20 protein-coding genes are annotated in these 13,578 nt (G+C 42.8%); 4 read left to right on the forward strand and 16 right to left on the reverse strand.

From position 1 onward, the window contains the following. Positions 1-86: 86 nt before the first annotated feature. A complete protein-coding gene (locus tag H8792_RS12695; protein WP_267463316.1) occupies positions 87-221 on the forward strand; it encodes a hypothetical protein in 135 nt (44 codons plus the stop codon). Between the two features lie 257 nt (positions 222-478). After that, a complete protein-coding gene (locus tag H8792_RS06530) occupies positions 479-1,288 on the forward strand; it encodes a UDP-2,3-diacylglucosamine diphosphatase (RefSeq protein ID WP_185978143.1) in 810 nt (269 codons plus the stop codon). On the opposite strand, the gene H8792_RS06535 is transcribed toward H8792_RS06530, so the two are convergent. The 13 genes from H8792_RS06535 to H8792_RS06595 all read right to left on the reverse strand — a co-directional run bounded on the left by H8792_RS06535 (position 1,271) and on the right by H8792_RS06595 (position 10,448). Further along, positions 1,271-1,615: a hypothetical protein gene (locus tag H8792_RS06535; RefSeq protein ID WP_185978144.1), complete on the reverse strand. Its 345-nt coding sequence runs from the start codon at positions 1,613-1,615 to the stop codon at positions 1,271-1,273. The two genes, H8792_RS06530 and H8792_RS06535, sit on opposite strands and share 18 nt — an antisense overlap. Before the next feature lie 24 nt (positions 1,616-1,639). Then, positions 1,640-2,902, reverse strand: coding sequence for a dicarboxylate/amino acid:cation symporter (locus H8792_RS06540; RefSeq protein ID WP_185978145.1), 1,263 nt, complete (start codon positions 2,900-2,902; stop codon positions 1,640-1,642). Positions 2,903-2,992: 90 nt separating this feature from the next. Further along, positions 2,993-3,289 carry a rhodanese-like domain-containing protein gene (locus H8792_RS06545; RefSeq protein ID WP_185978146.1) on the reverse strand — a complete coding sequence of 99 codons (297 nt, stop codon included), beginning with the start codon at positions 3,287-3,289 and terminating at the stop codon, positions 2,993-2,995. Between the two features lie 122 nt (positions 3,290-3,411). Then, positions 3,412-3,915 carry a phosphatidylglycerophosphatase A family protein gene (locus H8792_RS06550; protein ID WP_185978147.1) on the reverse strand — a complete coding sequence of 168 codons (504 nt, stop codon included), beginning with the start codon at positions 3,913-3,915 and terminating at the stop codon, positions 3,412-3,414. Between the two features lie 384 nt (positions 3,916-4,299). Continuing rightward, positions 4,300-4,686: a hypothetical protein gene (locus H8792_RS06555; RefSeq protein ID WP_228766984.1), complete on the reverse strand. Its 387-nt coding sequence runs from the start codon at positions 4,684-4,686 to the stop codon at positions 4,300-4,302. A gap of 101 nt (positions 4,687-4,787) precedes the next feature. After that, positions 4,788-5,405: a hypothetical protein gene (locus H8792_RS06560; protein ID WP_185978148.1), complete on the reverse strand. Its 618-nt coding sequence runs from the start codon at positions 5,403-5,405 to the stop codon at positions 4,788-4,790. Then, positions 5,377-6,288: a Kiwa anti-phage protein KwaB-like domain-containing protein gene (locus H8792_RS12585; protein ID WP_185978149.1), complete on the reverse strand. Its 912-nt coding sequence runs from the start codon at positions 6,286-6,288 to the stop codon at positions 5,377-5,379. Before H8792_RS12585 ends, H8792_RS06560 begins: the two co-directional genes overlap by 29 nt. Continuing rightward, a complete protein-coding gene (locus H8792_RS12590; RefSeq protein WP_228766985.1) occupies positions 6,285-6,866 on the reverse strand; it encodes a hypothetical protein in 582 nt (193 codons plus the stop codon). Before H8792_RS12590 ends, H8792_RS12585 begins: the two co-directional genes overlap by 4 nt. A gap of 94 nt (positions 6,867-6,960) precedes the next feature. Further along, positions 6,961-7,422, reverse strand: coding sequence for a hypothetical protein (locus H8792_RS06575; protein ID WP_185978150.1), 462 nt, complete (start codon positions 7,420-7,422; stop codon positions 6,961-6,963). 112 nt (positions 7,423-7,534) lie between these two features. Then, complete coding sequence (locus H8792_RS06580) at positions 7,535-8,050, reverse strand: hypothetical protein (protein ID WP_185978151.1); 516 nt, start codon at positions 8,048-8,050, stop codon at positions 7,535-7,537. 99 nt (positions 8,051-8,149) lie between these two features. Then, a protein-coding gene (locus tag H8792_RS06585) for an IS3 family transposase (protein ID WP_185978152.1) occupies positions 8,150-9,339 on the reverse strand; the annotation gives its coding sequence in 2 pieces (ribosomal slippage) (positions 8,150-9,042 and positions 9,042-9,339; 1,191 coding nt in all). A 71-nt stretch (positions 9,340-9,410) separates the two neighbouring features. Beyond that, the gene (locus H8792_RS06590) at positions 9,411-9,992 is read right to left on the reverse strand and encodes a hypothetical protein (protein ID WP_185978153.1); all 582 of its coding nucleotides are present in this window, start codon (positions 9,990-9,992) and stop codon (positions 9,411-9,413) included. A gap of 105 nt (positions 9,993-10,097) precedes the next feature. Then, on the reverse strand, positions 10,098-10,448 hold the full coding sequence (locus tag H8792_RS06595) for a hypothetical protein (protein ID WP_185978154.1): 351 nt from the start codon (positions 10,446-10,448) through the stop codon (positions 10,098-10,100). 89 nt (positions 10,449-10,537) lie between these two features. On the opposite strand from H8792_RS06595, the gene H8792_RS06600 reads away from it, so the two are divergent. Both H8792_RS06600 and H8792_RS12700 read left to right on the forward strand, forming a co-directional pair. Beyond that, positions 10,538-10,687 carry a hypothetical protein gene (locus H8792_RS06600; RefSeq protein ID WP_185978155.1) on the forward strand — a complete coding sequence of 50 codons (150 nt, stop codon included), beginning with the start codon at positions 10,538-10,540 and terminating at the stop codon, positions 10,685-10,687. 9 nt (positions 10,688-10,696) lie between these two features. Further along, on the forward strand, positions 10,697-10,831 hold the full coding sequence (locus H8792_RS12700; protein ID WP_267463317.1) for a hypothetical protein: 135 nt from the start codon (positions 10,697-10,699) through the stop codon (positions 10,829-10,831). 33 nt (positions 10,832-10,864) lie between these two features. Here the strand turns inward: H8792_RS12700 and H8792_RS06605 are convergent, their stop codons facing one another. From H8792_RS06605 to H8792_RS06615, 3 genes are all read right to left on the reverse strand, one after another. Then, positions 10,865-11,401, reverse strand: coding sequence for a hypothetical protein (locus tag H8792_RS06605; protein WP_185978156.1), 537 nt, complete (start codon positions 11,399-11,401; stop codon positions 10,865-10,867). Between the two features lie 96 nt (positions 11,402-11,497). After that, the gene (locus H8792_RS06610) at positions 11,498-12,523 is read right to left on the reverse strand and encodes a DUF2806 domain-containing protein (protein ID WP_185978157.1); all 1,026 of its coding nucleotides are present in this window, start codon (positions 12,521-12,523) and stop codon (positions 11,498-11,500) included. A 121-nt stretch (positions 12,524-12,644) separates the two neighbouring features. Then, a complete protein-coding gene (locus tag H8792_RS06615; protein ID WP_185978158.1) occupies positions 12,645-13,505 on the reverse strand; it encodes a hypothetical protein in 861 nt (286 codons plus the stop codon). Between the last annotated feature and the right edge of the window lie 73 nt (positions 13,506-13,578).

The raw sequence follows: 13,578 nt of genomic DNA on the forward strand, positions 1-13,578 counted from the left end.
GACACATACAGTATTTTAATATTAGAATTTAATCATACGTTTTATTTGTCGCAAACAATTTTTATCAACTACTTTGGAGAAGTTTAATGAAGACATTAACTGCAACTCTTGTTTTGGCACTAGGTTTATTCGCCAGCGCTGCAATGGCAGATTCTTGGGCTTTTGACAGCAAAAGCGAGTTCTCCGAGCAATGCCACTGTACCTGGTCATTCGATGACTAATTAAATGTTCAAAAAAACAACCCTAACCTCCTGATAAGCATTAGCTTATAAATTGGACCGGCTTGATTCTTAAGCCGGTTTTTTTATGCCCAAAAACCGGCACTTCACTCTTCAGTCGATGTTCAAATTAAACTTGAATTTCACCAACAAACGGATGATACCTCCATAAGATTTCACAGCGGTTTATACCCGCGTTTGCACAAACTCGTCCCCGGCATCTATGTTATGATTTTTCCATTACAACCGGAGCCGCTAGCTTGAACCCGCACACACTTGTCATAGCCGACATACACCTTCATCCCGAACCCTATCACCCGATCAATCGTCACTTTACACTGTTTCTTGACAGCATGGCATCGCACGCCGATCGGCTATATATTCTCGGAGATCTATTTGAAGCCTGGGTTGGCGATGATATCGGTCTGGAACAATACGCCAGCGTGATTGAACAGCTGAAAATGCTCAGCGATTCCGGTGTCAAGATTTATCTTCAATACGGCAATCGGGATTTTCTGATGGGTAAATCTTTCTGGCTGGCGACCGGTATTCAACCGCTGGAAGAGATTCACCTCGCCGAGCTTTATAGTCATCGTTATTTAATGCTGCACGGCGACCAGCTTTGTACCGACGATCATCAATACCAGAAAATGCGTCGCTGGTTCCGTAACCGGTTTGTGCAGTGGGTATTTTTGAACTTATCGAAAAAGAAACGGATTGAGATCGGCAAAAAAATGCGCCGGCAATCGCAAGAAGCAAGCAGCCGAAAAGATCAGGCGATTATGGACGTTAATCGTGAAGCGGTACGGCAACTTTTTGCACTGCATCCTGAATGCCCGACCATGATTCACGGGCACACTCATCGTCCCGATCGACATTTACTGGAACTGAATGGCAGGAAAGCGGAACGCTGGGTATTGGGTGATTGGAAAAACGACGAACCCTACGCGATTATTTTCCGCCTTGATCAAGAAGGCATACAACGCATCGCACTGTGCGAAGTTCTGCTTCACAAGGCGACACAACAAAATTTCAGAAACCAGGCTGGTAGATCAGAGTTCGAGCTTTAAGAACTTAAACTCGATTTCACCGTCTTCACTCAGACTGAAACGGACTTTTTCCTGAATTCGGCCCGCTTCCTGAGTACCGGAACAGGTCCAGGCGATGACCCAATTATAAGAGTAGTCGCAACGGTACAAATTATCTTTGAGATAAACCACCTGATCCACCTGCATATCGCCTTCATATACAGCGGCATCGCTGATATGCGACATATCCTGAATAAACTCTTTTTCCATCGACGGTAACAGCTCGGCAATTTCTTGCTGTAACATAGAAACACTGTCTGCACCGATCGAAACAGGTCGCTTAATTTCAGCAGGCAATAAGATTTTCATCGTTAATTTTTACACCTTAATTCACTAAAACTCTTTGCGTGTAAGAACGTCGGTCTCACCTTCACTTTTGGCAATCACCACCGCGCCGACCGAATCGCTGAAAATATTCACCGTGGTTCGCATCATATCCAGCAGACGATCCACGACCAGCAACAATCCGATCGCCTCGGCAGGCAAACCGACCGCCACCAAAATAATACTGATCGCCACCAAACTCGCCGAAGGGATACCGGCTACGCCAATTGAAGTCGTTAGAGCAATGATCACGATGAGCAATTGAGTGCCGAAATCCAATGGCACTCCGAATAACTGAGCGATGAAAATCGCCGCAACACATTCGTACAGCGCGGTTCCATCCATATTCACCGTTGCCCCAAGCGGCAGAACAAAACTGGTCACGCGGTTGGAAACCCCGGCACGATTTTCCAGGAAGTTCATGGAAACCGGCAAAGTCGATGAAGAGGAGCTGGTCGAAAACGCGGTTAATAACGCCGGAGCCATTGCCTGATAATGCAGCCACGGATTTTTAACGCCGCCGACATAGCGCAAAATTAACGGCATCACCACGGCAAAATGTACCAGCAGTGCCAAAACCACCGTCATAAAAAACAGAGCCAGATTTTCAAACTGATCAAACCCGGTTTTAGCAACCGAAGCCGCCACCAGACCAAACACCCCGATCGGCGCGAATTTCATAATCCAAGCGGTAATCAACATCATGACATCGAATACGCCCTGCCAGAAACCCAGCAATGTCTCCCTTCCCGCTCCGCTGATTTTGGTCATAAAGAACCCAAACAGTAAGCTGAAAAAGATCAACCCCAGCATCTGACCTTCGGCCGCAGCATTCACGATATTGGTTGGAATCATTCGCAGGAAGACTTCAACCACATCCCCGGCTGACTTGCCTTCCACCGCTGCACTTACCTGTTGATTGACTTCAATTTGCGGCGGCGGCTGATCACTGACTCCCGGCTGAATCCAGTTCACCAAAGTCAGACCGATCATAATAGCTATAAAGCTAGTAGCGACATAGTAACTAAGCGTTTTTAAACCCAAACGGCCGAAACCGCCTTGTTGACCGATATTGGCGATTCCGGTAATGATTGCAGACATCACCAGCGGCACAACGATCATTTTCAAAGCATTTAAAAACAAGGTACCGATAAAACCGTAAATCGCTAACCAAGTAATTCCGCCGATCGTCATATCAGTACCGGTATAAGATCCCATTACAGCCGCCAGAGCCAGAGCGATCAGGATTTGCCAGTGTAACGCCAATTTCATAGTGTCTCCGTTAGGTTTTTAATGCCTATAAAAAAAGCGCTTAAAACGTTTGCTTTAAGCGCTTTTTCAAAGCTATTCAATACTGAGATCTTATAGATCCGGGCATTGATTCCAAGCCATAAATGACCCGAGGTTATAAACTTCATCAAAACTCTGCGACAGAAGAATCTGCATCGCCATGTGCGAACGCTGACCGGAACGGCAAAAAACAATCACCGGAAGATCTTTATTCAAAACACTCTCTCCAACCCGGTCGATATCCTGTAGCGGGATATTAACAGCTCCAGGAACCTTATGAGCAGCAAACTCTTCCGGAGTTCTTACGTCCACTAACTGAGCGTTCTTTTCTTTAATCATGCGTTTAGCATCTTCACAAGCGATAAACATTTATTCCAGCCCTCAAAAATTCTATGCCAAATTATAAATCGTAATAATATACCCTATTTCCGAGCAAACTCCAACTTCAAAGGCTTAACGAAGTCTATCGAATCAATTGGAAATGACTATAATCAAGTCAAACTGACAAAGCCAATCCAAATCACTGCTGCAGCCATTAAACCTGCCAATACATCGTCCAGTAAAATTCCCAAGCCACCGCTGACTTTGCTATCGACCCAACCGATCGGCCAAGGCTTAATAATGTCAAACACCCTGAAACTCACAAATGCAGCCAGCCACCAAACCCAAGTCTGCTCCGGCAAAAGAACCAACACGATCCAGACACCGACAAATTCATCCCAGACAATACCGCCATGATCATGCACTCCGATCGCTTCGGCAGACTTACCGCAAATCCAACTGCCCGCTAACAATCCAAGCGCTAACAACACCCAAGCCGCTGTTTCCGACCACAACACAACCGGTAAAAACAGAATCAAACCCGCTAAAGTTCCCCAGGTTCCCGGCGCAGGCGTTATTAACCCCGAACCCAATCCATAACCTAAAAACTGGGCCGGGTCCTTAACGATTTGCGAAAACGGCGGCGCGGGAATTTTATTTTTTTGAGAAGACATAATTTAGAACGAGTTAAGAATGAAATTGAGGTGTATTTTACGAGAAAAGAAATTAGACAAACGACTTTGGCATTTATTTTTTAGCTATTAAAGCGGAGAAGCCGAATCCATTTCTTTTAAATCCAGCCCCATCTCAGCGAAAAACATACAGCTGAAGAAAGTGTTTTATCTGATTGAAGTTATTACAACTGGGATCATATAACCGGAGTCATGAGTATAACTAGAGTTATACTATGGACACACCCTGACGCCAGCCATAACCGGACGCAAAAAGCGCAGCGCAGCTTTTTCTGGGTTGTGTATATTTTGGCATTGTGGGTCTCCTGAGTTATCAAGAGGTGTCCACTTTATCGGGGGAAGTTCAATGTCCTGTTGACAAACTTGTTAGGCTTTTTCACGCCACAACTCCCAAATTTCGTTTGCCAACCCGACATATCTACTACGATTACCCGCTGTATCCTCACCAAACCACACAACGAACTCTTGATGTATGATATCTAATACTTCATTTTCGTTGTTCGCCGTTGGTAGCCTAGATATTACAGTTCCAGCTTCTGGATCATACTCGTCCGTGTTAGTTTCAAAGTTAATCTCAATTGGATCATGTTTGAACATTAAATCAGAGACCGCTTTGAAAAAAGCGGGTTGCTGCTGCTTAATCTCTTTATATATATTTTGGCGGGCCTCATTCCTTCGTGCTATTTGGGACCTCCAGATATAAAGAGCCACACAAACGAAGCTCACTAATATTATGATAAATATCTGATTCATTCCCAATGAAGCCTAACGCTCAGCATATGGGGCGGGCCGCCGCGAAGCGGTGGCGCGTCCCAGCTGCCCGAAGGGCAGCGACATGATGCACTTGTTAGCCATTACATTTGTGGTGGCGAAATGACTACCCATATTGTTGCTACCCCTACGGTTAACCAATTTGCTGCCCACAAAACGAAGAAACTTTTCTTCTCGAATTTCTCGCCCCAGAAAAGCTTGACTGTGTAGAGCTCAATAGCCGCATTAACTGCACCACCCACTATTGGGACAAAGAACCACGCGACTGGATTGAAGGTACCCCAATCGAATAGCCACATGACTAGTGCGCCGAGCGACAGCTCCCAAGCGATTCCAGATAAGGGCCTTAGAAAGAGCCCTAGTAGGCCGGACGCTAAATTGGCTGAAATGACATAGAGCGCCGTTTTTTTCCATTCGGTTTTGAATAGCCACTGAAAGACAAAATACTCGATGACGAGGCTGGCGCCGATGACTGGAATAGAACTGGTCTTTGTCTCGGTGTATAGCGCTGGCCATACGAGATTTGCTTCAGCCGTGCCGGCTACCATCAAAAGCAGAACTGTGAGTAAGGCTGGTTTTTTCATGGCTAACGCCGCCAACACGGGCCGAGCGAAGCGAGGTCCAGCCCGCGTTTTTTTGCGGGCGGTGTGCTTGGCCTTGTTAGATGACTTTTTAAACTGCTTCTGCATCAGGGACATCATATATTGTCTCTGTAACCTCACTTAATAACCTATGATCTAGTAAAACTTGAATTACAATTTTTGCTGTATCTTGGCACACAGATATTTTTCCATTTTGATCAAAGTTGATGCCCCATTTTCGAGTCTCGCTCACAAGTTTCACTCGATCTGAGAATCCAGGGACTCGATACAAAGCTTTTTGCTGAATCACAGTCATTCGTCTAAGTTGCATTGAGTTCTGACCCACATATTTTTTAAGCGGCTCAACATCAGAGAATACAGACAGAAACTCAGGGTCAACGGTTAAATCATCAAAACTTTTCTTGTATGCCTTTTTGTCAGACACAGTGCTTTCATAAGCTCGCTTGGACGCAACAAATATTGTTTCGTTGAGACAATAAAAATCAAAATATGAATCAAAGGTGAATGACTCATCTGGAACAGCAGACAATTCTCCGTTAACAAAAATTGCGTTAATAAGCTTGTTTCTGAGGGTCGGTTTCCATGATGGTGCGGTTTTCCTAACGGCGTAAACAGTTTTCTCCCCAGACTGAAACTTAACCAAATACCCTACTGCGCCCTTTAATTGTTTTAGTTGAGCGTCTGTATTTTCAGTTTCTGGAACATCTACCGCTTGCAGTAAAGCTATAAGCCCTTCACTGTCCTCTAGGGAATGCTCAAGACAACTATTCTCATTATTTTGGGACAGGTGGCTATATGTAACTTTCTCGGTAATTCTCAAAACTTCTGATTTAATGGCATTGCGAAATAGGTTTTCAACCTCTTCGTCGGTTCTGACATGCCATGCCCGAAATTTTGCAGCAGTTGTACTTTTCTTAAATACCCAAAGCTGAACCGTTGAATTATCATAATCCAGCTCCCGCCAATCACTAAAGTCTGTCACTCTTGTCTTTCTCCTGTACTTATGTAGCTTCCCTGAACCTCCTGACAGAGATATTTGCCAGGTGTCGGATCATTCCTGCAAAGTAATTTTACGGTTCTCTTATGTCCATTTATCTCAACTTCGGCTTCATATAAGTTCCAACCAAGAATTAAGAGAATAGGGTTCATTATTATGTACCCTGCTCGATACGTAATCAGAAATAGCCATAATAGGAACACAGCTAATCCAGCAATTTTTCCGGCAGAGCCATAGTCCACACCCATAAATGACACTATATAAGGAAAGCTATAGCTGATTAACTCACTTGGTATAGGTTTCAAACCAACTATGGTAACGGGATACTTGTAGCGAAGACCTCGCAAAACCCGAACAGTTATCAGGAGACACAAGAAAGTTATTACAACAACAGAAAAAGATAGATAAGGGTGATTCCCATCAGGAATAACGCAATCTTTCAGATTCCAGCATAAGTCCATTCCCCAATACTCTGGTTTAATATCTTGTAGAGCTAAAATTATAGCTAGGGGAAAATATGACCCTAGAAAAACAAGGAATGCCGGAACGGTTCGAAATTGCATGGAGTTACCTAGTCATTCATCTAACGTTTAAGCTAAGCCGACATAAAAAGCGCGTAGCGGTTTTTTGGTCGGCTTGAGCGCATTGTTATGTGATTCATAGTGTTTGTAAGCTGCAATATGCTTCTTTACCAATTTTAATGACCGAGTTTATAGCTATAGCACAAAAGCCTGCTATAGCCCCGGCGGCGATACCAAACTGTGAAGCAATACCAGCAGCAACTATTGCTACTAAAGCGTTTGTACCTTTATTTTTTGCTGCATTTAGAGATTTCTTGAGTTCTCGATATTTTTTATGGTCAGTGCAAATAAGAATGGCAATTTCTTGTTTTACAGCTTCCCAATATTTTTTTGGCAAGCGTTTTGGTTCTCTACTGGGGTCTGCTGATTTATAACTAAGAGTTCTTTTCATTGATGCTCTTGGATGAGATGGCCCCTCTCTATATAGAAAACTTGCAGCCTGTTCTGTATCTTCTTCGCTACCAGAATTTAAAAGAGTTAGTGGAGATGCAAAGTATTCAAGCTCATCAGCATTGATACCATCTAGCCATTCATTCATAGTATTTCTCACATAACGGCCAAGCTCAGGCGACCGCTACCGCAAAGCAACGATAGAAGCGGCGCGGTAGCGGGTCGGCCTGAAGCGCAGTGTTAGGCGTAGGCGTCGCCATTTAATCAGCCTGCGAATTGAGCGTATTGTTTGGCGATACTAATTTGAACTCATAGTTTGCCTGTATCAGTGCTCGGAGCGATTTCATAAGCATTACATTGATTGTACCGAGCTTATTGAGAGCCTCTTGAGAGTTTTCTGTGCCTCTATCCTTGAGAAAAAGAGCTGCGTAGTAATTGACACTATTGACTACTTTAGCAATCTCATCATCAGTGATCAGAATTAGCTCTGTTCCTTTTAGCTGAACAGCGGATATTTGTTCGATCAGTTTCTTTTCATTACTGGAATCGGTTAGCCCTGTATTAACCAATCCTTCTATAGATCCGCCATACTCGGAAGATAGCCTAATCAGATTTTCAATATACTCTACCTTTAGCTTTAACCTGTATTCTTCCTTATTAGCTTCAATCTGCTGTGCGTTTGATTCAAGAAGGTAGTGACCAGTGACGTATGAGCCTGACACCGCGCTTATCGCAGCAATTAAAGCTGCCGACAAACTAGTTTTCCAATTTTCCATTTCCACCACCTAATCCAAGCCTAACGTTTGAAATGAGCTAATAAATTTCCCGCAGCGTAATTTATGATCTTCCCCCGATAAAATGGACACCGGGTTAATTCATACTGTCAGCTGCTCATATTCAATAGGAGATTTATATCCCAAACTCGAGTGTAACCTCACCGCATTGTAAAATTGATTAATGTAAGTTGCTAGTTGTTTACGTAATATTTTGGTGTTTTGAAAAGTAGACTTGCGAATTAACTCCGCCTTCAAGCTGTGAAAAAACGACTCCATATGAGCATTATCGGTGCAGTATCCTGCGCGATTAACACTGTGCTTAAAACAGTACTGTCTCAACATAGCTTGGAACACATCTGCCATATACTCAATACCCCGATCCGTATGAAACATAATGTTTTTTGGATAAGCCCGTTTTTTTAGTGCGTACCTCAATGCTGAACAGGTCAATTTCGTATTACGTTTAGCTGACAGAGACCAGCCGACAATACGGCGAGAATACAAATCCATCACCGTGGCAAGATAACGCCACTCGCCTTTGATTTTTAAATAAGTGATATCCGCAACCCATACTTGGTTTACCTGCTTAGGAGGCGGTAAGTCCAAGCGCAAGTTCTGTCCTTTAGCTTTAAAGCGTTTTAACCCCGGTTGCCGTCTGGTTACCCGAACCACTCGGCCTTTTAACCCTGCTTCACGCATTAAACGTTCAACCCGTTTGCGACCTACCCGAATCCCTTGCGCAAGTAAACCTTGATGAACTCTAGGGCTGCCATAGCGCTCCTTGCTCTCCTTGAAGATAGAAACAATCTTCCTTAACAGCCGTTGATCAACTTTATGACGTTCACACAAAGCCCGCTTTTCCCAAGCATAAAAACCACTCGTAGAAACGCCCAACCAGTTACATAGGTTTTTTATTCCAAGCGTTCGGTATCTTTGGACGAATCCAAATCGTTCTGATGTTGTTCCGCCAGATACCGTTGCCACTTTTTTAGTAGATCGTTCTCCTGTTGCAGTCGAGCAATCTCTTTTTTGAGTTTTTGGTTTTCCGTCAACTCCTTTTGACTGATGGTTTTCTTTTGCTTATTCACACCGACACGCCTTTGGTTATCGCCTTGAAGCTTACCTTCACGGTACTCTTTTCGCCAACGCGAAAGCATAAAAGGATGGATATCTAAAGCCTCAGCGACTTGCTTGACGAGAATACCGGGTTGAAGACTAAGCTTAACAGCTTTAACTTTAAAGTCGCTGGTGTACTGCCAGGTTTTTCTGGGTTGTGTATATTTTGGCATTATGGGTCTCCTGAGTTATCAAGAGGTGTCCACTTTATCGGGGGAAGTTCAGCGTCGGCTGGAGTGCCTTGTTATGCCTTTTCACCGACGGATTCCACTTGTGTATTTAGTATTTGACGCATAATTATAAGTGAAAACTTTACACCGTCTTTCTCTGCGACCATATCTTTGAGATATATTTTATTGTCTTCATATTTTTCAGGGAAGTTTATGCTCATGTAGGTCATTAGCTTTTTCTCAGGCTCCCAGAATCTGTACTTAACTTCATTATGGCCTGAGTACTTTTTAAGGAAGCGATCAATTGTAAGACCTTCGCGCTGCCAATTAACTAATTCTTTGCTTACCCATACATCATCCCAAGTTTCGAAGACAGGAAAGTGAGCAAGGATATTTCGTACGAATTTAAACAAAGGCCCGCCTATTTCAGACTCCATAGGTGGGCGTTGTTGTTTTATTGATTCAAGGACATACTTGAATGGCTCGTAAGTGAGTAACTCAGAATATACAGCGAATATGTTTGATACTTTGCTAAACCTGTACCAATCTTCCTTCTTCCAGAATTCATCTTCGATGATTTCATCGAATAAATCGTAGAATCTATTGTAGCCAAGAGTAAGAAACAGCTCTTCAGATTTATTGGGTCTCTTTTCCATAGCTCGATTTACCTATAGGTATAACGCCAGCCATAACCGGAGCCAAAAAGCTGCATAGCGAGGTACGAGCGGCGCGGCTTTTTGGCGTCCGAGTTTATGGCATTGTTATAAGCTTTTTTCATCGCTTATCAGGCCATTAACGAATAAAGATATATCTTTCATGCTTTCTTCCATTGTTTCACTAAGAAGCCCGCTTTTTGAATATACAGGAAGAATCATGTCTGATTTTTGAAATTCGTCTTGTAGAGAGAGAATTCTGAGATACTCTACTAGCCGTTCTGGCTTGGTTGTTGGTCGAGATAAGTCCTTTTTCAAGGACTCCTCAAACCTGGCTATCTCATTCTCGTTGTCAATATCATTTGTTTCTGCATATATAACTCGCGCGAATTTTTTCTGCGACCATTTGAGCGTAGCTAATATACCCTTAATTTCTGACTGTAGTTCTGCCGTTTTCACTGTCCCCGTTTGTCCCCGGCCTATTTGCTAAATTGAATTTGCCATCCCAGCGGGGATGGTGAACATTTTATCTGATTCAGGAGACTAACATGTCTAAAAGCAAGACCCCCATGACTCCAGCCGCTGCTGCACGAATTCAGTCAGCTACTGCCAAAGCAAATGGTGGAAAAACCCCAAAAGGTTCTTTCGCAGCTAAGGCGCAATCTGCGGCTTCTAAAAATAACACCAAGGCCAAATAAGGACATACTATGCCAGATACATCAAACATGACTGACGAAGAACTTGATCTTTGGTCAGATATAAATAACCCAAACAATGACGCTGACATGGATGATTGGGCCGATGCTCACAATCCAAACAACGAGGACTATTTGGAAGATTAACCATTAACGAGTAGCCTGCGGCACTGCCGCAGGCTACTTGCATTCCTTCGCGTTATCCCTAAGTGCCTCCAGAAATCCGTCTTCATCTACCTTGTAGCGGATGTAAGAAATTTCATTCATAGTTTCCTCCAAAGCGCATAAGCAGATTTTCTTTTTTGATCGGTAGCTTCCATATGGAATTACACTACCATAAGAATTTACACACGAATCTAGTACAGCGTATTCAACACCTAACGGGTATCGATTGTCAGTAACAACATACTCGATGAACTGGCTTGCACCATATGAAACAACAGTCAGCAAGGCAGCTACTTTATAAGGCTTTGTAATCGTTATTTTCTTTATTGTTTTGTTGCAGCTTCGGCACTTAATATACAGTTCTACAAAATAACTTCTTTTGTCGGCTGCGCAATCGTGAGTTCCTTCAGCGATTAATTCTTTGCTTTCTTCAACATCAGTTGGTCGTCCTTTGGATCGGAACGACTCCTTGACTTTTCTTTTAATGCTTGAAACTAATTCAAGCAAATCAGGAGGGCCATCTTCCCCCGAATCCGGTTCTTTCCATGGCATCGATACTGCTCCGGTGATCTCTATCGCTTATAACGCCAAGTTAACCGGCGCGCGTTAGCGCGTCCGAGCGAGGTACGAGCGTTGTTGAACTTTTTGTTATGTTTTATTTTCATCTGAAGATGAATCATTGCTGATTTCTTCAATAATCTTGAAGTTTATTTGGCCATTTGGTAAGTGCTCATTTACCATCCCAAGCGTTGCTTTCCCATTCTGGGAAACAAAAAACTTTCCTATTACTCGGAGATATTCAAGATCATCACTTGGGGGTAGAAGAGATAAAAGTTCTGTACCAATAACTGTAAATTTCCACATTGGCAAAGATATTTCAGACTTTATTTCCCCTCTCTTTAGCGACAATATGAATGATCCATGCAATAAGTAGTCTTCTTCTACATCAGGTGTTCTAAACATTCTAATTCTGAGATCAGTTGGATATAGCACCCCAAGTTCACCTAATGCGAAATGATCCCCTGGGACTATTGCACGTTGATCCTCAAGCCATTTCTTATCATTTATTCCGATAAAGGACATGTGGTGGTAACGTAGTGCAAGCTTGCATACCTTTTCGATCTGTGAAGCATCCTTTTTTGTGAGATTCTTTAGGAAATCTAGAGTTTTTAATGAATACTGACCTGGTTTTTTAATTTCACCAGCTAGTATCTTTCCCCATAATTCCTGCATCTGTTCAGATGAAACATCTTGAGCCGAATTGAAAAACCTAGTAATCCAATCTTCGTCTAATTCCTCATTAGGAACATCATCCGCGTTAGCAAGTTCTATAGCAGCGGCTGCTGTTACGCTTTCAATATTTCGCTGTCTTTTTCTTTCTTGATAATCTGCCCTAAGAGCTGCCCTTTCACTTGAACTAGACGACTCAAGTACTAAGGTTTTATCTTCGGGTTTTTGCCATATTTCAACCTGCCCATTATTATATGTGACTGGCAGATGATGTTTTTCTGCAACCTCATGTAAAGCATCTGAGATAGCTTGTATTTCTTTGACTTTTGCCTCAGCGTTTTTAGCAATAAGATACGGTTGAGAAACTGCTCCGATACCAGATGAAACCACCTCAATTAATTTTGTAAGCGGTTGACTTAGTCCTGCCAAATCTTTTATTTCCATTGGCTACTCTTCATTTTGCTTTTCAAACATAACGCCTCAAACACCGGATTGGTGAAGTTGGCGGCTTTTTTGCGAAAGCGAAAAAGGTGACAGCTTTACCAAGTCCGCGTGCTTTGATTTGTTAGGGGTTGTATTGGTACTCATTTTTTAGATCCGACAAAGTGGTAACGTGAAGCTTTACATTTACATTATAGCGCCCAACGTACTTAGTTAATCGTTCTTTAACCCGCTCTATATCAACTTCTGTATTGTCGATAACTGCCACGAAATGAAGAACAAGCTCCTTAGAATCTATACCTTTCATTTGGCTGGCCATTAGTTCTGATTCAAGAAGAACCTTTTCCAGTCTTGAAGGGCTAATATATTCGTTTCTAAATAGCTTGACCTCAACGGCATGAATCTTGTCTTTGTGGATCGCTAACCCATCAAAAATAATTTTACGATTACTCGGAGTTTCAAATCTTACATCTGTCCGGAAATCTAAATTCATATCTCTTGATAGTTTCAAAATAGCTAACTTTTCTGCCAGAGACACATTTGCCATTAGAGAAGCATGCTTATCGTAATTTGTGACAAATGTCTGTCGGGGGCCACTGGTATCTGGCTGGTCTCCAATATTTTCTGCTTCTGGTCGCACATTATCACGCTCAGATTTTTCCGTTGATGAAGTGTCTTCTGCTTCCTCAACTTCCTCTCTAAGCTTATCTTCCTTCTCTTGAGTTGTAGCCTTACCAAATGACTTTAGAAAGTTATCTTCATTTTTATAGTCGGAGGGCGCATAAAGCACTTTATGGTTAAAGTTTAATGTTAGAAAGAATATGCCAACTAAGAAAACTGGGAAAAGCATAAGGAACCATATATAAATTCCTTGGTTATCAGATTCAATGAATGGAAGAACTGTGGTTCCACTGATTTCAGCTATTGCCGCGAAAATCGCAATCACTGTAAGTGGGTTCTTGATATGTCCGATTTTCTCTACCAACGATGATTCCCTCTCATGTGGACCCCTAACGCCCGCATTTGCGGCTGGTTTGGAGCGCAGCGGAAAACCAGTC

Origin of the sequence: Thiomicrorhabdus heinhorstiae, from assembly GCF_013391765.2 — a bacterium.
Classification (GTDB): domain Bacteria; phylum Pseudomonadota; class Gammaproteobacteria; order Thiomicrospirales; family Thiomicrospiraceae; genus Thiomicrorhabdus; species Thiomicrorhabdus heinhorstiae.